The sequence below is a fragment of the Undibacterium sp. SXout7W genome (genome assembly GCF_049339385.1).
Lineage (GTDB): Bacteria > Pseudomonadota > Gammaproteobacteria > Burkholderiales > Burkholderiaceae_D > Undibacterium.
The window spans coordinates 76,930-99,131 of record NZ_JBMPPF010000012.1 but is presented as its reverse complement, the minus strand read 5'-3'; the positions used below and the strand labels follow the sequence as shown (position 1 = coordinate 99,131).

Genomic DNA, 22,202 nt, shown 5'->3' with positions numbered 1-22,202 from the left:
CTGTGGCCTTTCAGACATATCCGCCAAACAGGTTACCTGCATATGCCATCAGTATATTTTTCCGACGGATTGCTCTCCACTTCTGAAACACCGCTCTCCAGCTGAACATGGTATCCAAGCATCATTAGTAAGGCATCGATATGACGTCAACCTTTTTTACCTTCATACCGTCTTTAGCACTTTTCTTGGCTACACGTCCTATTTAATCCGTCCTATTTTGTCCGTCCGAATTGGTACGCCCTCATACCGAGTTGTGTTTGCTGTCCTTACACCTCAGAGGACTTATAAATCAACTGCAAAGTCGCTGCTCATTCCATTTACAATAGCAACAGCAGCCCTGCACTGTCGGCACAGGTCAATACCCAGTGCCTGCATGATTGGCCGAATACAAGATCAACAGCACTATCTGCAACACATCATAGCGTTTTATGGCCCCACTAAAAGACAAAGAAGAAACAAGCAAACAAAGTTCACAAGCGATTGCGGATGACATTGCGATGGCGATCGCTGCACGTAAACTTCCTCCGGGCACAAAACTGCGCGAGGAAGCCCTCGCTGGCGTCTATTCTGTCAGCAGAACTAAAATCCGTGCGGCATTATTAATTTTATCGAAAGATAAGCTGGTCAATATTGTTCCCGACAAAGGTGCCTTTGTCAGTCAACCTAGCGAAAAAGAAGCACGTGAAGTATTTGCCGCAAGGCGGATTATTGAAGCAGCAATTACCAGAGAATTTATTGCTAAAGCAAAAACGCTCGATTACAAAGCGCTGGAACGACATTTAAAGCAAGAACATAAAGCAGTATCAGATGGCAATTCCAGAATGCGCTCAGAGATTCTGGGTGACTTCCATATTCTGATCGCCGAGATTGTCGGTAATCATGTACTGACTGAGATCATGCAGGAACTGATTGCACGCAGCACACTGATTACGATGCTCTATCAGTCAGAGAGAGATGCGGCTTGTTCTTCGGATGAGCATCTGGCATTTCTGCGTGCCGCCAAATCTGGCGACACGGAGCATGCAATTCGATTGATGATGGAACATCTGGAGCATGTTGAGTCAGCATTGCAATTTAATGCCAGTGAACATGAAATGAAAAAAGACTTGATTACCGCTTTACTCACCTGAGCATGCTGAACTTTACTGTATCAGTAATGTATATCAACCCTGGCCAGCACTTTCGATTCTCTGCTGTTGCTTCGCGGCTTTTTTCGTGACTTCTTTGTTTAATCAGACATCATTCAACAGCATGCGTGTTTTGATCTGACAATACTAACCTCGTTGTTGAACAATGTTCATGGCAAATGCCCCATTGCCGACAGACCAGTCTGAATAATCATTTTCATGTGTAAATATGAAAATATCAGCAGGTGATACTGCTGCACACTTCTGCAGATTTTCAGCAATTTTTGCATACAGATCTTTTTTCATTGCGTCACTGCGGCCGCGCCGCATGGTAATTTCTACAACAACCAGATCATCGGAACGGGCAATTCCATTAAATGTCCGGCTATAAAAAAAATCATCGGGTTCATATTCCGTCAAAAGATTGAACAATTCATCTTCAGGCATATGAATGCTGTCTATTAATGCCTGATGTATTCCATGCACAATATCTTTTTTTCTGGCGGCGCTACACCCCTTCTTCACAGCGGTACGTATAAACGGCATAGTTTCTTTCTATTGTAAATATTTAGGCGACAACAGAACACCATGACGATGGTCCTGTTATCTGATAAAGGATTTAATAATGTGAAGATTCATTCATCCAATGAATGAACGAAACAAAAAGAGCATCTAAGTCTGCAACTGCATTGTTACGCTAAGAGCAAATGCCATCATTGCGAAATCACTTGAACGCCAATCAAAAACCCGATTCAACTCTGTTTCAAATCAGCGTTAACGAATCATTTCAACAAATCAACCAATGTACGTGCGATCACTTTAGTCGCGCGACGCAAATCGTTCAGATCCAGTCGTTCATCTGCACGCTTGGCATGTGACTCCAGCACAGTACGCGGACCAGCACCGTAGATTACGCCAGGAATACCCGCTTCACAAAATAAGCGTACATCTGTATATAAAGGTGTTCCCAAGGCTGGAATCTTTTCACCAAAGACTTGTTCACCGTGATGCTGAATTGCATCGACCAATGGAGTATTGCCCGGTAACGGCTGCATGGCATTGCATAACAGAATGCGTTTCACATCAACACTGATACCTGGCATTTTCGCCGCAGCATCTGTTATCACCTGACGCAAAGTCGCTTCAACTTCTGCCGGATTTTCTTCAGGAATCATGCGTCGATCGAGCTTCATCGTGACACGACCCGGAATAACATTGGTGTTAGTTCCACCCTCTATCATTCCGACATTCAGGTAAGGATGCGTGATGCCTTCCACCTTTGAACACACCTGTTTATACAATGTATTCTGCGCATACAAAGCGTTCAAAACCGCGACAGCACCTTGCAGGGCATCAACACCAGAATCAGGGATGGCTGCATGTGCCATTTTTCCGTGAACAGTCACTTCCATCTGTAAACAGCCATTATGAGCCGTTACCACCTGATAAGAAAACCCCGCGGCAATCATCAGATCAGGCTTGATGATATGGTGTTTCAACATCCAGGCTGGCCCAACCTCACCGCCGAATTCTTCATCGTAAGTGAACAATAATTCGAGCTTACCGGCCTTTGGTTTAGCAACAGCTTCCAGTGCCCGTAAGGCAAAGGTATAGGTAGAGAAATCACATTTACTGACAGCTGCGGCACGGCCATATATTTTCCCATCCTCAATTTCACCGCCATAGGGATTTTTCGTCCATCCTTCTCCTGGTGGAACCACATCCCCATGTGCATTCAACAAGACGGTTTTCCCCGGGCCATATTCACGTTTCACCAACAAATTGGTAATACTTTCCAAACCTGCTGCCTTTACTTCAGCGTCAGGAACGCTGTATTTCTCTGCATGAATATCAAAGTTCTGGAGCAAATCTGCGGTACGGTCTGCATGAGGTGCATTATTACCTGGTGGTGTATCTGTCGGAACGCGTATCAGTTCCTGTAAAAAGCGGATCTGTTCATCAAAGTGTTCATCAATCCAGGCATCCAGTTTTTCGTATGTGTTCATGATCTTGGTTTCTTTATTCAGTTGTCAGTTAAATGAGTTGTCTTTGTTGTCTTTGCTAACTTGGCTATTCACGCTATGTCAACTATGTCAGCTAATTTGCCAAATGAGACAGTTTTATTGGCCTTGATGATGGTCCGTAGTTGGATGGGCAAACTGCTCAATAAAATTACTAAACACCTGCGCAGCCAGTTCGGCATCTTCTGCTGTCATTATTTCGTCGGGATGATGGCTGATACCGCCACGACCACAACGCACAAAAAGCATCGCAACCTCAGTCAGAGAAGCAATCGCCATCGCATCATGCCCGGCGCCAGAAGGAAGATATCTGACAGGAATGCCATTTTTTTTGATTGCAGCAGCGAGCTGTTGCTGTAAATTTTTTGCACAGGGAACGCTGATAGCATCATGCGTCTGCTGTATATCTAGATGAATATCGCGACGATCAGCGATTTCTTTCATTTTGGCCATCACGTCATTCACAGCAGCGAGCCGGATATCGTCGCTTTCAGCACGAATATCAATCGTCCATATTGCTTTGCCCGGCACAGTATTGGCGGCACCATTTGGTACGTCAAACTGACCAACCGTACCGACCAGACCCGGAATTCCAGAGCAGCATTTTTCGATATACAAACCAATTTCTGCCGCTGCCATGGCAGCATCACGACGCAAATTCATGGGAACAGTGCCTGCATGGCCAGCAAGACCGGTTGCTATGACCATAAATCTGGAGGCACCGGAAATCGCAGTAACGATTCCAACAGCCAGATGCTCATTCAGCAATACCGGTCCCTGTTCGATGTGTACTTCAACAAATCCGAGGACTTTCTCCGGGTTGAATGCAGCCGTCTTGATTGTCGTAGCATCAAACCCAGCAATAGAAATTGCGTCACGCATACGAATCCCCTGCTCATCGACTTTATCGAGTAAGGACTCATCAAACTTGCCAGCAATTGCACGACTGCCTAGCAAAGTGGCTTTATAGCGAACACCTTCTTCTTCAGCAAAACCGATCACTTCTATTGCAAACGGAAAACGGCGCCCTTGCCGATGCCATTCCGCGACACAAGTAATTGGCAACAAAATACCTAAATTACCATCGTACTTTCCTGCATTTTTTACCGTATCAAAATGAGAGCCGGTTAATAATGCAGGTGCATCTGGCGTCAAACCTTCATAACGCCCAATCACATTGCCAACGGCATCACGCCGCACATGCATACCCGCTTCACGCATCCATTCCGTCAATGTTGCCGCTGCCCCCTGATGTGCATGAGTCAGGAAAGTGCGAGTCAACATTCCGGGAGCTTCCGTATGAAGGGCTAACTCATCTGCCCGACGCATGATCGTGATTCCCTTTACATTTTGGGGCATTCAACATCTCCTCTTAAGGGTGCAACAATTAATTGCACCCTAATATTGTATACAATTAAATCAATGAACAGATATATAGTTTGATCTTATTCACTCAGAATTTATGTCGCAATCCCATGCCCACACTGCTTGCACGATCAGCGGCCGTCACTTTGTCCGACATGAATACGAAGTAGACATCCGTTCGGGGAGAAAGAAAATAATCATACGCCAGAGCACTGGTATCGCGCTTTAAATCAGCACCAACCAGGCTGCCTGTACGTTGCGTATTGGCATAATCAAACAATACTTTCCCATTCCCAACCGGGGCGCTTAAACCTAAGCTAAAAATTCTATCGCGCATATCCGCGACACTATTGGTATCGTCATGATTGATCTGATAGGTCGCAAACCACTTCACGATATTCATATCGTAACTTGCACCTAAAAAGTATCCCTTCTGACGGTTGATGCTGTTGTACTTTACTGGGGTTCCCAATGACCCAGTCGCATCGACCAGAGCAGAGCCACTCCCCGGATTACTGACTTGAGCATCCTGATAAAATGCTGTCAGCCCTAATGGCCCATTCGCATATAAGAAATTAATGCCTATATTTTTTTTAGAATTATCACCAGCAACCTCACCAAACTGATAATACAGATTCGCTTTTAAACCATTGAATATGGGCGTGCTATAGACAACCTCATTACTCCAGCCACTGTCTGCGGCGTTGGATGTGACCCAATTTCTTCTGGCAAAAGTTTCGCCGGATGGAACATATGAATGCAATACCAGCGGTGAGTAAGTAAAAGAATCGCCAAATGGATTGAACATAAAGACTGGCAAGGTTCCCGGGGCATTGCCACGACCCAGTTGAACGCGGCCAAAGCTGCCTGCAAGCGCAACATTGGCATCTTTGGTAAACATGGTGTCACCAGAAAATCGTCCTGACTCACCAGTATCACCACGCAAAAAACCGGCTAACGCAAACTCAGCCTTGACACCATCGGCAAGCTCTTCTGATCCTTTGATACCAAAATAAGAAGTAGACATGCCACCGCTTTTCAGCTGTGAAGTTCTTTGTGTATCACCGCTATTTTTCATCGATGCAACGCCGACATCCAAAAGGCCGTTGATCTGTACACTGCTTTGTGCATTGGCATATCCAGCTCCCAGACTGGCAAAAATACCCGTCAACACCATCATTTTTTTCATATTGTCTCTTCCTTATTCATTTTTATATTTTCAGTGCATTCGCACTTACACTCATCATTCAGAATAAATCAACATTATTCAGATATCGCATCAGACAAACGGAAACCACCAATCTTAATAATCTGCTCGATACATTCATTCACCTCGGTCTCTTTGTCATTGCCCAAACGCTTACGAAAATGCGACAAAATACTGTGGCGATCATGCCCTTTCACAGCAATGACAAAAGGAAAACCAAATTTATCGTTGTAACGCTGATTTAAATCCTGTACTTCGGCAAATTCTTCAGGACTACATTGATCCAGACCTGCGCCACGTTGCTCACGGGTGGATTCAACGGTCAACTCACCGCGCATCGCTGCTTTTCCTGCCAACTCCGGGTGAGCGCGAATCAGCTTGATGCGTTCATCGACATGCGCATCGCGCACTACTGTTGCCATCGCCTGATGTAGTTGCGCTATGGTCTGAAACGGTCTTAGCTCTGCAGCACACTGCGCAACCCAGGGTGAGTGCTCAAAAATAGCACCGAGCGCTTGCGTGAACTGATCTACCGACATCGAATTTAATTCATTGATTGAAAATGTATGGGTCATTTTTTATCCTGATAAGGGTGATGTTTGATCCAGTGCTGCGCAATATCAACGCGCTTGCAAATCCACACTTTGTCATGTGACTGCACATAGTCCAAAAAGCGTTGCAGCGCGCGGAAACGTCCCGGCCTGCCCAGCAAACGGCAATGCATCCCCACTGACAGCATTTTTGGTCTGTCCTGCCCATCAGGGTCACCTTCGGCATACAGCACATCAAAACTATCTTTCAGATACTGGTAAAAGTGTTCGCTGGTGTTGAAACCCTGCGCAGTAGCAAATCGCATGTCATTACTGTCCAGGGTGTAAGGTACGATCAGATGCGGTTTGGTCTGACCATCAGACAAACTCACATCTGTCCAGAAAGGCAAATCATCTCCGTAGTAATCGGAGTCATATAAAAATCCACCATGTTCAGCGATCAGCTTGCGCGTATTTGGCGAATCACGGCCGGTATACCATCCAGATGGAGCATGACCAGTCAGCTCTTTTTGAATAGCGATCGCCGCCTGCATGTGTTCACGCTCGGTTGCTTCGTGCATATGCTGATAGTGTATCCAGCGCAAGCCATGGCAGGCGATTTCATGACCCAACTCAATAAACGCCTGAGTCAATTCAGGATGGCGCTGCAAAGCCATAGCAACACCAAACACGGTTAATGGTAATTTTCTCTGTTCAAACTCGCGCAAGATACGCCATACGCCCGCGCGGGAACCATATTCATAGATAGACTCCATCGACATGTGCCGCGCTTCATACGCGTCGGCGCCAATAATTTCAGAAAGAAATTTTTCGGATGCCTGATCGCCGTGCAATACACAGTTTTCTCCGCCCTCTTCGTAATTCAGGACAAACTGCACCGCGATTCTGGCTTGATCAGGCCAATGCGCGTGGGGAACTGAGCGACCATAGCCAATCAGATCGCGTGGATAGTTATGATTATTTTCCATCATGTTTTCTTTATGAAGTACAAATCTCTATTCGCTGCCGTGACAGTTTTCTTTCGCCGCCAATTCAGCTTCGCTCTGTGAATGAATGCCATTAAAGTACATATTTAATAGAACTGCCACCAATGCAGCCATCAAAATCCCGCTATGTAACAGGGAATCCAGACCTTTAGGCATATGTTGTGAATACTTGGACGCGACCATCGGCAACATCCCGAATCCTATCGAGATAGCTACGATAAACTGATTGTTGCGTGAGGTTTTAAAATCGACGCTACTCAGAATGCGAATACCGGTAGCGGCGACCATACCAAACATGACCAGCCCTGCACCACCTAAAACAAATTGTGGAATAGCGACGGCCGCAGTAGCGATTTTAGGTAGTACGCCCATCGCCATCAGAATGAAGCCAGCAGCGACGCACACCCAACGGCTTTTGACACCTGTCACCCCCACCAGACCGACATTCTGAGAAAAAGACGTGTACGGAAAAGTATTGAACAGACCACCAATCATCGTTCCCAGACCATCGACTCTCAAACCACGGGTAATATCTTCTTTTGTGATTTTTTTACCAGTCAGTTCACCTAACGCCAGAAACATGCCGGTAGACTCAATCATCACCACCAACATCACCAGCGTCATTGTGAGAATAGCCAAAGGCTTAAACGTTGGCACTCCAAATTGAAACGGCGTCACGAAAGCAAATGTTTTCGCTGCAGCCACTTTGCTGAAATCAACTTTGCCCATCGCATACGCCAACACTGTTCCTGCCGCAATTCCGGTCAATACGGAAATATTTGCCAGAAACCCGCGTGCATATTTGGCGACCAACAAAATAATCACCAGCACAAACAGAGCGATTCCCAGATTATCCAATGCGGCATAGGCTGGGTTCGGAATCATCGGTGCCGGACCAACAGGCACAGGCAGCCCAGCGAGCTTAGCAGTTTCAACCAATTGCAAAAATGCAGGATCAGGTATCGTTGCCATTCCCGGTGGCCCGCCAACTGCCCAGTTGACGCCTACGCTCATCAGAGAAATACCAATCACGGAAATAATAGAGCCCGTCACAACTGGTGGAAACAGTGTCAGCACCCTGCCAATAAAAGGTGCAATGAGCATGGACAACAATCCGGCACCGATGACCGACCCGAAAATTCCGGTCACACCCAAAGCAGGATCAGCAGCCATCGCCAGCATCGGACTGACGGAAGCAAATGTGACGCCCATCATGACTGGCAGCCGAATACCAAAATAACGCCCCAGCCCCCACGATTGCACAACCGTCGTCATGCCACAGCAAAATAAATCCGCACAAATCAGCGCGGCAACCTGCTCTGCGCTCAAATGCAAGGCTCTGCCAACAATCAGTGGCACAGCAATGGCACCAGCATACATGACCAGCACATGCTGCAAACCCAGCGTCGCCAGCTTGGCGACTGGCAGGCGTTCATCGACAGCAGAAACTTCTTCGATGCCAGATAGCTTGGCGGCATCGTCATGTTGATACGACTCCACCGCAACGGCGGATTGTGAGCTACTCATATGTCTTCTCCAGATTAATCAAGGTTGTGATTGATTGTTTTTATCATTTTGTATTATTGGTAAAACAGGTACTACAGGAGCGACTTGACTGAAGCCGTCCGTAAATCAAAACGCTTACTCCGACTCAGCAACATTCAGCTGGCAAATGCACATCAGGTCAGTTACAGCACCTAAGTCAAGCAATCGTCGGGCCATACTGAAGCAATACTGACACTACGGTATGTGCCAGATGAAATGCGACTTCAACCAGATATGGCTGATCATTTCATGAATACCTTGTCCGTATGGTGACGGGCAAGAATCATCAACGTTCCCCAGAGACTGCTCTTTACGCCTTATACCGTTGAGTAGACGGTGTCCCAGCATCGCATTGTCATTTCTGTACTCATACGATCTTTTGCTGGCAATGCTACTTTTGACAGGATTGCCATCCCCCCCCCCTCAACGCTGGTATTGCCTATATTCTGAAACTCAGGAAAGTCATCGCGGCCTATTCGTTCTACAAAGTGAGAACGGGAACAAGCACATGTCTCGTTTTAATTTCCATCAACAAAGCACATTGACGAGGATGCCAACGACTCCTATAATTGTCAACAATTTGTTTGCATTTTTGTTCAACATCACGGACAGCTGCAATCTCCATACAACAGTAAGGAGACACTTCACGTCCGAAGCTACGGGCACTTCTTCGCCCTAGTAATTTCTTTCCATACTATTATTCAGGAGTCATGATGAGCCGTTTAACCACGCACGTCCTCAATACCGCACACGGCAAACCGGGTCAGGGAATACGGATAGACCTATACAAAATTGTCGACAATAAATCCAATTTATTGTTAAGCAAATTAACCAATCACGATGGCCGATGTGATAGCCCGCTTCTGGAGGGGCCAGCTTTTCAAGAAGGTGTCTATGAATTGCATTTCCATATAGGAGAGTACTTTTCAGGACTCGGCATCCGTCTGCCAACGCCAAATTTTCTCGATATTGTGATCTTGCGTTTCGGAGTCGCTGATGCATCCCAGCACTACCACGTTCCGCTGGTGACCACTCCGTGGAGTTATTCAACCTATCGTGGTAGTTGAGTCACTTGTTGCGTAACTTGTTAAGTAACTTGTTAAGCCAATTATTGAGTCACTTATTACCTTACTGAATAAGTTACTTAAACAACGGCTTACCGTCGTAATCAATTAACATACTAAAAATGAATCTGGAGATATATTGATGGAAACGTATTTGCTTGATTGGGCCAATCTCTTATTGCGCTGGCTGCATGTGATCGTCGCGATCGCATGGATAGGATCATCTTTTTACTTTGTATGGTTGGATAACAGCCTGAAAGCACCGCAAGACCCCACACTGAAAAAGAAAGGCGTCGGTGGAGAATTGTGGGCGCTGCACGGGGGCGGCTTTTATAATCCACAAAAATATCTGGGAGCACCACCAGAATTACCTGACGACGTACACTGGTTTTACTGGGAATCTTACAGTACGTGGTTATCAGGTTTTGGCCTGTTCTCGGTACTTTATCTGTTCAATCCAAAAGTATTTCTGATTGATCCGAATGTCGCCCATTTATCCCCCTCCACTGCAGTGATATTGGCTTTATCGTTTCTGGTTGCTGGCTGGCTCATCTACGATGTGCTTTGTCGTGCCTTGCGGAAAAATGAGCGACTTCTGGCGATTCTGGTCGTGCTGTATGTATGTACCGCTGCCTGGGCTGCCTGCCACTTGTTTGCCGGACGCGCAGCGTTTTTGATCATCGGAGCGATGATTGCGACCATCATGAGTGCCAATGTTTTTTTCTGGATTATTCCGGGCCAAAGAAAAATAGTGGCATCTATGAAAGCCAACCAACCAGTAGATCCGATACATGGTCAGCGCGGTAAGCAGCGTAGTGTACACAACACCTATTTCACGCTGCCTGTACTGTTTGCCATGCTGTCAAATCATTACAGCATGACATATAGCAACCAGTACAACTGGCTGGTATTGATATTGATTATGCTGGCAGGTGTATTGATCCGTCAGTTTTTTATTCTGCGTCATAAAGGTAAGATCAATTTTGCCTATCCGACTTTCGCCGTCGTTCTGCTAACGGCAGTCATTGCCTGGATAGCACCATCATCTGTATCCGTACCTGCAACCAATAACAAGGCAGGAACAACAACAGAGGTTAGCATCAATGAAGTGCAGCAAATTTTACAAGCACGCTGCGTGCAATGTCATGCGGCCAAACCCAGCATGATGCCGAGTGCTGCCAAAGGAATTGCCTTAGAAACGACAGATCACATCAAACAACATGCACAACTCATCTATCAGCAAGCGGTAGTACAAAAAAATATGCCGCTGGGAAATGTCACCAATATCACAGACACTGAACGTGCACGCATAGCTGCATGGTTTGAGGCAGGGGCAAAATAATCAACGATCGGCGGACTCATCATCCGCCGATTTTTTTTGTCCTATTTCGTCACGTCATATATGTGACGCAAAAATCAATTCAAAAATATACTCATGAATAAACTCTCCCTATGTCTTCAACATCTTATACAGCGTTTTCTCACAGCCATATCAGGCTTCACACTCCTCGGATTAATGATCGCTATTCCTGGATTTGCCGAGGAAACGATCACGGCATATAACTCCTATAACTCAGTGCCTTTCGTTGTTGATCAAGGCGGATTGGCAACGGATCTGGTCGGCTATCTGAATGGGAAACTGAAAGGAAAATACCACCTGCAACTCAACACAACGACCAGAGAACGGCTCAATCAAACCATACAAACAGCCGAAAATAATCATGACACCAAAGCGGTATTTCTCTTCCTGAACCCAAGCTTTATCAACGATACAGATAAAAAGAAATTCCACTGGACACCACCAATCATGCCGGATGCCAATATCGTTATTTCGACTGCACAACGTAAAATTGAATACCAAAGCCCGGCATCATTGCAGGGACTCAGGTTTGGAGCAATTCACGGCAATCGTTACGCGGGACTGGAAGATCAATTCGGTAAAAATATCACTCGGGACAATGTCAATGAAGAACTAAGTAATATCAAAAAAATCGCTTCAGGAAAAATTGATGTCACGATCATGGCATCGAGTACATATCGCTATCTGTTAAAACAATTAGGCAATCAAAGCGAAATGAAAAATCTGTTCTATGTCGCAACCAAACCTCAATCCAGTTTTGAGCGCTTCATTTTCTTGAACAAGGATCAACAAGTATTGGGAAAAGAATTAGATACGGTCATTTCTGGCATGCGTTCCGACCCAGTCTGGAAAGCAATACTTCAAAAGTATGCGATCGAATAATACTCTTAGAACTCTTAGTACTCTTTGGACTCATATACATTGCTAATGTGATGTCTTTTATTCTCATTGAGTTCATGCTGCGCCTCAATGAGAATACTTGCAGTCACCTGCCTGCATAATCAATCAAACACGCTCCCCTCCTTTTCCCCCACCTCATCATTTCAGTGCGTTTTGTATCGCAGATTGTTGTCACGCTGCCAAACAATAAGTGAGGAAAACAAGCGAATATCCTTCGAAATCAGAGCTGCTAATTTTTTAAGCAAAAGATAGGTAACTGGTATGACTTATCAGTGTATTATTATCTCGCCGTTAACTTTATGCAGTAATTTTGATGATATCAATGCAACATGCCCAGGCATGAAGCTGGCTTTCTCCCCCCTCAATAATGTTAGGAGTTCACCGTGATCAAAGGCAAAAATGCAGTAGTAACTGGCTCAACTAGTGGGATTGGTCTTGGCATTGCAGAAGGATTCGCGAAAGAAGGCGTGAATCTGGTACTGAATGGATTTGGCGATGCTGCTGAAATCGAACAAATTCGTGCTGGTCTGGCATCAAAATATGGCGTGAAAGTCATCTATGATGGTGCGGATATGAGTCAGCATGAGCAAATCGAGGCCATGATGCATCACGCTGCCGAGCAATTGGGCGGTGTCGATATTCTGGTCAACAATGCTGGTATCCAGTTTGTGTCGCCTGTAGAGGAGTTTCCTGTCGACAAATGGAATGCCATCATCGCCATCAATCTGACTTCCGCATTTCATACTACCCGCATTGCTGTGCCGTATATGAAATCAAAAGGTTGGGGTCGCATCATCAATATTGCCTCAGCACATGCTCTGGTCGCCTCGCCATTCAAATCGGCCTACGTGGCGTCTAAGCATGGCATCATGGGATTTACAAAAACCGTGGCACTGGAAGTTGCCGAACATGGCGTGACCTGTAACGCTATTTGCCCTGGTTATGTACTTACGCCACTGGTAGAAAAACAAATCCCCGACACAGCCAAAGCACGCGGCATTACCGAAGAACAGGTCAAACGCGATGTTTTGTTGGCAGCACAACCTACCAAGCAATTTGTCACAGTGGAGCAAGTTGCGGGAACCGCCGTATTTCTTTGCAGTGACTCCGCAGCCTCTATTACCGGCACGAATATCTCCGTCGAAGGCGGCTGGACTGCGCATTAAGTCAAATCAGTACAGGCAGGCACAGTTTCAGCCAGCCTGCGATCAGTAGTTATCCCAAAAGACATAATATCTGCGAGAGGAATGGCAATGAAGGCAGAAACAGGAGCAAAACAAAGTCGCGCTGCGCCCCCAAAAAATCAAGTCAAGAATATTAATCTGGCGCTACAAGGTGGTGGCGCTCATGGTGCGTTTGGCTGGGGCGTCATGGACAAATTTTTAGAAGATGGTCGCCTGGAGATCGAGGGTATTTCAGGTACCAGCGCTGGCTCCATGAATGCGGTCGTCTATGCGTATGGCAAGATCAAAGGCAATGATGGCGCAAGGGAAGCCTTGCATAACTTCTGGCAGGCCATCTCCGACGCCGGTCAGAAATTCGCGATCAAACCGACACCATTTGATGCGCTCATGGGCGGCAATATCATGAAGAACATGATGGCCAATACCATGAAGATGATGACCAACACGTTCTCTCCTTATCAACTCAATCCGAATAATTACAATCCCTTGCGCGAGGTGTTGGAATCACAGGTAGATTTTGACGAACTTGATCGCAGCGCAAAGACCAAGCTCTTCATCTGTGCAACGAATGTCCGCACCGGTAAAGCCAAAGTGTTTAATACCAACGAAATTACAGCAAATGTCGTGCTGGCATCTGCATGCTTACCTCAATTGTTCCAGGCAGTCGAAATCGATGGTGAGCATTACTGGGACGGCGGCTATATGGGTAATCCTGTGCTATACCCGCTGTTTTATCACACAGAATCACGCGACGTCGTGATCTTACATATCAACCCTATTGAGCGACCAGGGCCGCCTAAAACCTCTGTTGATATCTCGAACCGACTCAATGAAATCACTTTTAATGCGGCGCTGATGAAAGAACTACGCGCTGTATATTTTGTTCAAAAGCTGATGGATGACGGCTGGATCAAAGATGAATATATGAACAAAATGAAATATGTTCTGATTCACTCTGTCCGTGCGGACAACGCGATGTCCGACCTGTCTGCTGAAAGTAAGATGGAAAGTGACTGGGGATTCCTGACCATGTTACGAGACCGCGGACGTGCATGCGCCGCCGAGTGGCTGGAGCATAATTTTGACCATATCAACAACCGTTCAACAGTCGATCTGAAAAAAGAGTTTTTGTAATTAGCATGACAAGCAGTAGCAAGGCTGACGGATTGCCCTGAGGCGATGCATAACTCATACGTACGAAATATCTGAGGGATTCCTCAGGGATACGGCATGAGTGAGGGCGATCATTTTCACTATCCATTCTTACCGAGCAGAAAGGTAGCATATGACGCCAGAACAGATACTCAAACTCCCCTCCATGCCAGCAGCCAGCCCCAGCTATCCTATGGGGCCTTACCGTTTCATCAATCGTGAATACATGATCATTACGTATGAGACTGATAAAGATCTCTTACGCCAGGTGGTACCTGAGCCTCTGGAGCCTAATACGGATGGCCACGTGCTGTATGAATGGATACGTATGCCAGATAGCTCTGGCTTTGGTGATTACACAGAAAGTGGCCTCGTCATCCCCTGTACCTTCAACGGTGAAGCAATTAATTACACTGCCCAGATGTATCTCGATGATGAACCTCCGATTTCGGCGGGCAGGGAAATCTGGGGCTTCCCAAAAAAATATGCGCTACCAAAAATTGAAATATGTTCCGATACATTAACCGGTACGCTGGAGTATGCGGGCCAATTAGTCGCCATGGGTACAATGGGCTATAAACATGAAGCAGCACATGGTGGCCTGGAAGCAACAGCAAAAGGAATGACCAAGACATCCTGCAACCTGAAAATCATTCCGGATGTGGATGGCAGTCCTAAAATATGCCAACTGGTTGCCTATAATCTGACAGATATCACCGTGAAAGGCAGCTGGATTTCTCCCGCCAGACTACAACTGATTCCTCATGTCAATGCACCGGTAGCTGATTTACCGATCAAGAAAATCATTGGTGGCAAACACTATATCGCTGACCTGACCCTGCCACATGGTCGCGTGTTATTCGATTATGTCAAAGAGCAGGCAACTTCATCTACAGGAGAGAAATGATGAAAAAAAGCGATGTTCTGGCCCTGCCATCAATGCCGCTGCAAAGCCCGACATATCCACGCGGTCCCTATAAATTCTTTAACCGGCAATACATGATTGTCAGTTACAAAACTGATCCTGCAGCAATACGTGAAGCGTTGCCGGAGCCATTGCAACCAGTAGGCGATACTGTCTCTGTTCAATGGCTGGACTTACCTGATGGCGAAGGTTTTGGCGCCTATTCCGCTGCTGCGCAAATCATTCCCTGCACTTTTCATGGCGAGCCTTGCAATTTCATCAGCCAGATGTATGTCGACAATACACCACCACTGACTGGTGGCCGGGAAATCTGGGGCTATCCGATGAAGTTTGGCAAAGCAGCATTGCAGGTTAACGGAGACACTCTGACCGGCACACTGCATTACGCCAGACAGCATGTGGCTACGGCAAGCATGGTGTATAAGCACGATGCCTTTCGCCAGGATTTTTCTCATGAAAAGGAATTGCTCGGTCGTACCCAGATCACACTGAAACTGGTACCGGATATCGATGGCAAACCCGCCATTGCACAATTGGTTGGAATTAATTTTCAGGATGTTGTCATCAAAGGCGCCTGGACAGGACGTGCTCGTCTGGAAATGCTACATGCAGTCAATTGTCCACTCACTGATCTGCCTGTGCTGCAAGTCGTTGGTGGTCTGCACATGGTGACAGATATGACCCTACCTTACGGACGGGTTTTACACGATTATCTGGCGGGCTAACAAACAGTTTTCATCTGACGGCGCTAAGGCAGGCTGCGATACAGGTTCACATATCAAGTATGATATGGAATAGTAATCGCAACGCATTAGCGTCTTTTTTATTGGGCAAGTATCCGGGCTCACACCTCGTCAGCGGATGGCTTTAAAAATCTACGCCCGATGAAAAACCCCTTATTTATCATCAATGACAAGTAACCAGGAAAACACCATGTCAGGAACAGCCAGTATCACTGCTATATTGAAAGACGTACCGTATCAGGTTGAATTAAAAGATGATCTGGGTCACACTTGGATGGCTGATGAGCCACTTGATATGGGTGGAGGCAATGTGGGAACATCACCAGATCGCCTCATGATGGCTAGTCTGGCGTCCTGTACTGCCATTACCATCAAAATGGTAGCCGCACGCCGCCAATGGCCGCTGACTTCTATACAGGTGGAAGCGCAACTGAATCCGGCGGGTAAGCCAGAAACCGGTAACGACATTGTGCGAACCGTACATCTTTACGGAGACCTCAGCACTGAACAACGTGAACAACTGTTGAAAATCGCCAATGCCTGTCCTATGCATAAACTACTGGTAGGTGAAGTGCGAATCCAGACCGGATTAGCTGCCTGATCAACGAGATATAAAGCACATGAATCCGATTGAACATATTGCCTCCCGCGCCACCCAACTGGGAGAAGGCATGATAGTGCACCGAGCATTACCAACACGGCAGCGCCGGATGGTAGGAGCATGGTGTTTTCTTGATCATGCCGGCCCTGTCAACTTTGCAGAAGGTGACGCTATGCGTGTAGGTGCTCACCCTCATACTGGTTTGCAAACCTTTACCTGGTTAATTGAAGGTGAAATTTTGCACCGTGATAGTTTGGGCAATGAACAAATCATCCGGCCAGGTGAAGTCAATCTGATGACTGCTGGGCATGGCATCGTTCATACTGAAGACTCGGTTCCGGGAAAACGGCTGCAAGCAGCGCAATTATGGATTGCGCTACCGTCAACTGCCGCGGAATGCCCGCCCTCTTTCGAACACTTTCCAGACTTACCCACGTGGGAACAGGATGCATGTCATTGGACTTTACTTGCGGGTTCGTATGGCGACAAAACCGCACCAGCTGCCTTTCATTCACCGTTAGTCGGGATGGACATCCGGAGTCTTCAAAAAACAATGATTACTTTGCGTTTATCGCCCGGGTTTGAATATGGCATTCTGCCGATGGAAGGTGAGTGCCATATCGGGCAAGAAAAATTTATTACCGATGAGTTTGCTTATCTGGGGACAAACCTCAGTCAAGTCACACTGGTGCTAGAGTCAGGGAGCCGAATTCTTCTGCTCGGTGGTGAGCCATTTGAACAACCCATCACTATGTGGTGGAATTTCGTCGGTTTTAGTAAAGAATATATCGCTCAGGCACAGAAAGATTGGGAAAACAATACACCGCGCTTTGGCGCTGTCAAAGACGCTGAAAGCAGGAGGCTAACAGCTCCCAAGTTACCCTGGACAACATGATCAACACGGTTACCCCACGCTCTACGTACCTCCGAATTGCCTGAAACTGAAGTAAAACAGATTCTGCCTCCTTCATCTTCAGGCAATACGGAGTATTTCTCTCAACGACTGAAAATTAACTGAGACTGGCCTCGACTTTAGTGACCAAGATCCGCATCTGATCTGCGATCAATTTCTGTAATCTCTCGTCAGTGAGATTACCATCCGCATCGACAGTACCAGCGAACGCATTGACGAAAACTTCCGGCTTATTCAATGGGTGCAAATCGAGAAAAACACATACCTGACGCAGGTGATATTGCGCTCTGGAAGTCCCCATACCGCCGCCCGCCCCCATAATGGAGGCCATTTTTCCGGCGAGTAAGGCATTGTCTGGCTCACGTGATGCCCAATCAAGAATATTCTTCAGTGCCGGAGCAAGCGAATAGTTATATTCCGGACAAGCAAACACTAAGGCGTCTGCGGCCTCCATTTGCGCCAGAACCCGTTGTACCGATGCAGGTTTTTCGACGATATCAGCATTGTAAAAAGGAATATCCGAAAGATCAGCAATTTCCAAGACTGTCCCTGCTGGCAAGTTTGCCTGTGCTGCTCTTAACAATCCTTTGTTACTGGATTTCTGACGCAGACTACCTGCAATACCCAAAAGTTTAACTTGTTTCATATGCTCATCCTGTCAATGAAAGTTGAAAGATATCCGGTGATGCAATCAATACAATAGCACCCAGGTAAAAAATGTGGCTGCAAATACATGTCCAAATACATGCTCTGACAAATATCCCAGCAAACGGAAACCGCTACAGTTCAATCAATTAAATTTCTTACTGCGTTTCTGGTTTCGATAGAATTACTGTTATATTTCTGTCGCTGACAAAAATACATGTTTATGCAAACTGGCAGATCATCAATGATGTTCGTCTTCATGACTGAATGCATATATTTTCGCCATTTTTACCATGGCTTGATGAAATAATATTCAGAATCGTGTTTTCCTTTTGCAGTGGGCAAAGACCTTTTGTTGATGAATTATTGACTTGATGATTATGTTGGCTCATCGCCACTCTTGTGATCATGACTGACTCAGCGCAACAACCTAAATGGAACAATAGTATGGAAAACTCACTCAGTTGGTTACCTCACGAACTCAGCATGACAGTATTAATGACGCCGGATATGGCTAACTTTTCCGGTAATGTTCATGGCGGCACAATTCTCAAATATCTCGATAGCGTTGCGTATGCCTGTGCCAGTCGCTATTCCGGAAGTTATGTTGTCACGCTTTCAGTAGATCAAGTCATGTTTCTGCAACCGATTCATGTCGGCGAACTGGTGACATTTCTTGCATCGATCAATTACACAGGCACCAGTTCTATGGAAGTCGGTATCAAAGTCGTGACTGAAAATATACAGGAACGGCAGGTAAGGCACGCCAACAGCTGCTATTTCACTATGGTTGCAGTAGATGCTAACCGTAAACCGACTCCTGTGCCTGCTTTAGAGCTAGTCACGGAGCAACAGAAAAGACGCCACCAGCAAGCTGAACAACGTAAATTATCGCGTCAGCAACTGCATGGCAAAAAGAAATCTTGAGAAAATATTGTCGGTAGTATTCCTATCGAAATCCATTTTTATTTTGTATTGAGACTCCGAAAGTGACTAATAAAAATGGATGATGCGAATACTTCCGCCCGAACAACCTGGCGTCCGACATGAAACTCCATAGTGTTCGTATGGACGATGAAAATAGGCTGATTCCCACACGGAATCGTTTTATCAGTCGATATTTCCATTCGCTGCAGCTCTGAAAATTATGTTCTGCACAGTTGTTGCGAAAATATTTTTTGCAACATTAATCAAGACATGGCCCATCAAGTAAGATTCACATTCACCAATGTTTGTGTGTAGGTTGCAGATACAGATCCTCACGGCAAGGTAGAGAAATGCCTACTAACACGCGACACCTTGGTCATCATCACCAGAATACATGTCTTTGGAGGGGCGAATGCTCAACGATTTATTTCAGGCAGGCTGGTTTGCCGATCATCTTGATCTGGTTGCTGTCATCGCCACCGCATTATTACTACAGCTATTACTAATAAAGACATTATCAGACGGCATTAAATTACTGCGTAGCAATCTGATTGTTTCCGGATTACTTATTGTCCTGAGTATTTCTTCAAAAATACTCCCAACCGCAGGTTTGCTTGAAGCATCTGTCCTATTAGAAGAATTAGCAACCATAGGATGGGGACTATTATTTATTCGTCTGACCAGCATCGTGATATTCCGACTGCTGTTGCCCGCCATGCGTATCAAATCACCTCGCATTTTGCAGGATATTGTGTTTGTTTTTGGATGTATTGCATGGGGTCTCGTCAGACTACGTTATGCCGGCTTGAACCTCAGTGGCGTGGTAACAACATCGGCGGTCATTACCGGGATTCTGGCATTTTCTATGCAAGACACTCTCGGCAATATTCTCGGAGGCTTAGCATTACAGCTGGATAACTCAATTCGTATTGGTGACTGGGTAAGAATTGACGATGTGCGTGGTCGCGTTGTCGAAGTGCATTGGCGTCATACTGCGGTGAGAATGAATAATGGCGCACGGGTAATCATTCCCAATAGTATCTTGATGCGCTCCAAGTTTGAAGTATTCAGCAGCCCCGACAGCCCTAACTGGAGACGGGTGATTCGTTTCACAACAGGATTTTCAGTCCCACCGCAACTGGTTGTGCGTGCAGTAGAAAAAGCCTTGCGAGAAGCGAAAATCGATAACGTCGCCGCAGATCCATTACCACAATGCCTGGTGCTGGACTATCTCGAGGGCTCTACGCATTACATGGTACGGTATTGGCTCACGGTTCCCCAGGCAGACGAAACTACAGACTCAATGATCAGGCAGCATATCTATGCTTGCTTACAACGTCAGGGCATTGGATTTGAACTTGGACGTCCTTGTATGGATATCAATCTGACCAGCAATACTAAGCAGGTCAAGGCTGCTTTATTACAAGAAAAAATTAATGAGCGGATTAAAAATCTATCGACAGTGCACCTATTTTCTACCCTGAACGAAGAAGAGCTGTATCAGGTTGCGTCTTCATTAAGAGAGAATATTTTTGCTAAAAATGATGTCATGACCAAACAAGGGGATGTTGCTCACTGGCTTTATTTGATCATTCATGGCGAAGCTGATGTCAACTACGAAATCAATGCACAGGAAAAACGCCATCTCGCAGTGTTAAAACCCGGTACGGTGTTTGGTGAAATGGGACTAATGACCGGAGAACCACGCCGAGCGACCGTGACTGCGCGAACACACACAGAATGCTATCGAATAGATAAACCAATATTCGACAACATCATGCTCACCAGACCAGACCTTGCTATCGAATTTGCCCAACTCTTAAGTGAACGTAATCAGGAATTATTAAAAATTCACGAAGACAATATCAAACCAGACCAAGTACAACATGGCAAATTACTCGACAGCATTAAGCAATTTTTTAAACTGAGCATGTAAACATTCAATGCCATGAAGAAAATGATTCAAGGAGAATAAAAAAGTATTCTGAACAGATCAACACCAGACCGGCTTCTTGCAAGCGAGAGAAATTACTACCTATCAGCACTCAATATGGCATTTTTTTCAGAGATTGATTTAAGCTGACGAGTAGATTAGTATCACGAAAACCCTACCCATTTTGACAATATAAACATGTACTCTTTGTCTGGAAAACATGGTGTTCAAGGTACACAACTCAACTTTCCATTAAATGGTCTGAAAAAATGAGAGTACAAATACTCGGATGTAGCGGAGGCGTTGGCGGTAGTAGTTTGCGTACAACGTCTCTACTGGTAGATGACGATATTTTGATTGATGCTGGTACCGGCAGTGCAGATTTATCTTTAGAAGCACTTACCCGTATAGATCATGTATTCATTACTCACTCCCATCTGGACCATATAGCCTGCCTGCCTTTTATTCTTGATAGTGTCGGGGATAAACGAGACACGCCATTGATTGTGCACGCAACAGAAGAAACCCTCGCTATACTTCAGACGCATATTTTCAATTGGCTAATCTGGCCAGATTTCAGCAAAATACCTACTGCTGAAAATCCCTTCCTCCGATTCAATACTATTAGTGTTGGCGTACCCGTCAGTGTTGGCAATAACCGTCACATCACTGCATTGCCTGCTTATCATACGGTTCCGGCAGTCGGCTATTTACTTGACAGCGGTAATGGCAGTCTGGCGTTTAGCGGAGATACCACCGTATGTACTGCATTATGGGAAGCGATTAATCTAGTCGACAATATCAAATTTGTCGTGATCGAAGCTGCTTTTCCCGATGAAGAACGTGAACTGGCAATATTATCGAAGCACCTTTGCCCGAGTTTGCTAGAAGAAGAACTTCAAAAACTGACATGCAGTCCGGAGATTTTTGTGACTCATGCCAAACCCGGACAATTTGAAAAAATCGAAGCAACAATTGCACAATTTACGGGGCCGCATCATCCAAAAATGCTCCACAATAATCAATTGTTCATGTTTTAAAAACCAAATGCCT

At 45.8% G+C, this 22,202-nt stretch carries 21 protein-coding genes; 13 read left to right on the top strand and 8 right to left on the bottom strand.

Features of this window, described 5'->3' with window-relative positions:
- Positions 1–428: 428 nt before the first annotated feature.
- Positions 429–1,130, top strand: a complete 702-nt coding sequence (locus ACO0LB_RS12690) for a GntR family transcriptional regulator (protein WP_423049535.1) — start codon at positions 429–431, stop codon at positions 1,128–1,130.
- 144 nt (positions 1,131–1,274) lie between these two features.
- On the opposite strand, the gene ACO0LB_RS12685 is transcribed toward ACO0LB_RS12690, so the two are convergent.
- The 7 genes from ACO0LB_RS12685 to ACO0LB_RS12655 form a co-directional block, all read right to left on the bottom strand.
- On the bottom strand, positions 1,275–1,673 hold the full coding sequence (locus tag ACO0LB_RS12685; protein ID WP_423049533.1) for a tautomerase family protein: 399 nt from the start codon (positions 1,671–1,673) through the stop codon (positions 1,275–1,277).
- A gap of 236 nt (positions 1,674–1,909) precedes the next feature.
- On the bottom strand, positions 1,910–3,133 hold the full coding sequence (locus tag ACO0LB_RS12680; RefSeq protein ID WP_423049531.1) for a M20 family metallopeptidase: 1,224 nt from the start codon (positions 3,131–3,133) through the stop codon (positions 1,910–1,912).
- A gap of 114 nt (positions 3,134–3,247) precedes the next feature.
- Complete coding sequence (locus ACO0LB_RS12675; RefSeq protein ID WP_423049529.1) at positions 3,248–4,507, bottom strand: allantoate amidohydrolase; 1,260 nt, start codon at positions 4,505–4,507, stop codon at positions 3,248–3,250.
- Between the two features lie 94 nt (positions 4,508–4,601).
- Positions 4,602–5,702, bottom strand: a complete 1,101-nt coding sequence (locus tag ACO0LB_RS12670; protein ID WP_423049527.1) for a porin — start codon at positions 5,700–5,702, stop codon at positions 4,602–4,604.
- Positions 5,703–5,776: 74 nt separating this feature from the next.
- On the bottom strand, positions 5,777–6,295 hold the full coding sequence (gene uraD, locus ACO0LB_RS12665; protein WP_423049525.1) for a 2-oxo-4-hydroxy-4-carboxy-5-ureidoimidazoline decarboxylase: 519 nt from the start codon (positions 6,293–6,295) through the stop codon (positions 5,777–5,779).
- Entirely contained in the window at positions 6,292–7,239 is a 948-nt protein-coding gene (puuE, locus tag ACO0LB_RS12660; protein WP_423049603.1) for an allantoinase PuuE, read from the bottom strand. The genes uraD and puuE overlap by 4 nt, the downstream gene beginning before the upstream one ends.
- Before the next feature lie 27 nt (positions 7,240–7,266).
- Positions 7,267–8,784: a nucleobase:cation symporter-2 family protein gene (locus ACO0LB_RS12655; protein WP_423049523.1), complete on the bottom strand. Its 1,518-nt coding sequence runs from the start codon at positions 8,782–8,784 to the stop codon at positions 7,267–7,269.
- Between the two features lie 731 nt (positions 8,785–9,515).
- On the opposite strand from ACO0LB_RS12655, the gene uraH reads away from it, so the two are divergent.
- The 9 genes from uraH (at position 9,516) to ACO0LB_RS12610 (ending at position 17,626) form a co-directional block, all read left to right on the top strand.
- The gene (gene uraH / locus ACO0LB_RS12650; protein ID WP_423049601.1) at positions 9,516–9,869 is read left to right on the top strand and encodes a hydroxyisourate hydrolase; all 354 of its coding nucleotides are present in this window, start codon (positions 9,516–9,518) and stop codon (positions 9,867–9,869) included.
- Positions 9,870–10,008: 139 nt separating this feature from the next.
- Positions 10,009–11,208, top strand: coding sequence for a urate hydroxylase PuuD (locus ACO0LB_RS12645; RefSeq protein WP_423049521.1), 1,200 nt, complete (start codon positions 10,009–10,011; stop codon positions 11,206–11,208).
- A 93-nt stretch (positions 11,209–11,301) separates the two neighbouring features.
- The gene (locus ACO0LB_RS12640; RefSeq protein ID WP_423049519.1) at positions 11,302–12,108 is read left to right on the top strand and encodes a substrate-binding periplasmic protein; all 807 of its coding nucleotides are present in this window, start codon (positions 11,302–11,304) and stop codon (positions 12,106–12,108) included.
- A gap of 401 nt (positions 12,109–12,509) precedes the next feature.
- On the top strand, positions 12,510–13,292 hold the full coding sequence (locus ACO0LB_RS12635) for a 3-hydroxybutyrate dehydrogenase (RefSeq protein ID WP_423049517.1): 783 nt from the start codon (positions 12,510–12,512) through the stop codon (positions 13,290–13,292).
- A gap of 87 nt (positions 13,293–13,379) precedes the next feature.
- The gene (locus tag ACO0LB_RS12630) at positions 13,380–14,444 is read left to right on the top strand and encodes a patatin-like phospholipase family protein (RefSeq protein WP_423049515.1); all 1,065 of its coding nucleotides are present in this window, start codon (positions 13,380–13,382) and stop codon (positions 14,442–14,444) included.
- A gap of 151 nt (positions 14,445–14,595) precedes the next feature.
- Positions 14,596–15,369 (top strand): acetoacetate decarboxylase, encoded by a 774-nt coding sequence (locus tag ACO0LB_RS12625; protein ID WP_423049513.1) that lies wholly within the window; start codon positions 14,596–14,598, stop codon positions 15,367–15,369.
- Complete coding sequence (locus tag ACO0LB_RS12620) at positions 15,366–16,112, top strand: acetoacetate decarboxylase (protein ID WP_423049511.1); 747 nt, start codon at positions 15,366–15,368, stop codon at positions 16,110–16,112. The genes ACO0LB_RS12625 and ACO0LB_RS12620 overlap by 4 nt, the downstream gene beginning before the upstream one ends.
- A gap of 208 nt (positions 16,113–16,320) precedes the next feature.
- Positions 16,321–16,731 (top strand): OsmC family protein, encoded by a 411-nt coding sequence (locus ACO0LB_RS12615; protein ID WP_423049509.1) that lies wholly within the window; start codon positions 16,321–16,323, stop codon positions 16,729–16,731.
- 19 nt (positions 16,732–16,750) lie between these two features.
- On the top strand, positions 16,751–17,626 hold the full coding sequence (locus ACO0LB_RS12610) for a pirin family protein (protein WP_423049507.1): 876 nt from the start codon (positions 16,751–16,753) through the stop codon (positions 17,624–17,626).
- A 115-nt stretch (positions 17,627–17,741) separates the two neighbouring features.
- Here ACO0LB_RS12610 and ACO0LB_RS12605 read toward each other — a convergent pair whose 3' ends face one another.
- On the bottom strand, positions 17,742–18,290 hold the full coding sequence (locus ACO0LB_RS12605) for an NADPH-dependent FMN reductase (protein WP_423049505.1): 549 nt from the start codon (positions 18,288–18,290) through the stop codon (positions 17,742–17,744).
- A gap of 446 nt (positions 18,291–18,736) precedes the next feature.
- Here ACO0LB_RS12605 and ACO0LB_RS12600 point away from each other — a divergent pair, with 446 nt between their 5' ends.
- The 3 genes from ACO0LB_RS12600 to ACO0LB_RS12590 all read left to right on the top strand — a co-directional run bounded on the left by ACO0LB_RS12600 (position 18,737) and on the right by ACO0LB_RS12590 (position 22,189).
- Positions 18,737–19,216 carry an acyl-CoA thioesterase gene (locus tag ACO0LB_RS12600; protein ID WP_423049503.1) on the top strand — a complete coding sequence of 160 codons (480 nt, stop codon included), beginning with the start codon at positions 18,737–18,739 and terminating at the stop codon, positions 19,214–19,216.
- Positions 19,217–19,628: 412 nt separating this feature from the next.
- Positions 19,629–21,152, top strand: a complete 1,524-nt coding sequence (locus tag ACO0LB_RS12595) for a cyclic nucleotide-binding domain-containing protein (protein WP_423049501.1) — start codon at positions 19,629–19,631, stop codon at positions 21,150–21,152.
- A 266-nt stretch (positions 21,153–21,418) separates the two neighbouring features.
- Positions 21,419–22,189 carry a 3',5'-cyclic-nucleotide phosphodiesterase gene (locus tag ACO0LB_RS12590; protein ID WP_423049499.1) on the top strand — a complete coding sequence of 257 codons (771 nt, stop codon included), beginning with the start codon at positions 21,419–21,421 and terminating at the stop codon, positions 22,187–22,189.
- The last annotated feature ends 13 nt before the right edge of the window (positions 22,190–22,202 follow it).